Consider the following 552-nt stretch of genomic DNA (forward strand, 5'->3'; position numbering starts at 1 on the left):
ATCCCGACAACTGTGTGCTTCTGCGTTTCATTAAGCGTTTCAAGTCTTTCGATGTAATCCGTAAGATGGGCAAGACACGTTTCCTGGACAGCTATCAGGTCCTCGTCAAGAAGACAAAGGATCGTTTTGCCGGTTCTAAGGGACTTGCTATCTATGAGTTGGTCCTTAACAGTGTTACCACCCGTGGAGAAAATCCCTTATCCGCAATGACTCAGGATCAATGTGTTGATCTCGTATCCACATCTCAGAAAGCTGCCGATGAGATCAATCTTCAAATGCGGATCATAGCAGAGGCCATGCCGGAGTACAAAGTGCTTCGTTCTATGGCCGGCGTGGGGGACCGACTGGGACCGATCATTCTTGGAGAAATCGGTGACATTCGCCGTTTTCACAGTGGCAAAGCACTCAATGCCTATGTTGGCAATGATGCTCCGCCATATCAGTCCGGACAATTCGAGAGCCGGAATCGTCACATCTCCAAACGTGGCAACCCGGCTCTAAGAAAAGCTTGTTTTGAGGTAATGCAGGCTCTCAAACTGACAAAACCTCAGG

General features: G+C 48.7%; 1 protein-coding gene. It reads left to right on the forward strand.

Translation table 11 applies throughout. From position 1 onward, the window contains the following. Positions 1-552: IS110 family transposase (locus ACTQ1N_RS12740; protein WP_441957013.1), on the forward strand; the 552-nt coding region annotated here is incomplete at both ends.

The organism is Porcincola sp. LCP21S3_C12 (assembly GCF_052118625.1).
GTDB lineage: Bacteria > Bacillota > Clostridia > Lachnospirales > Lachnospiraceae > Porcincola.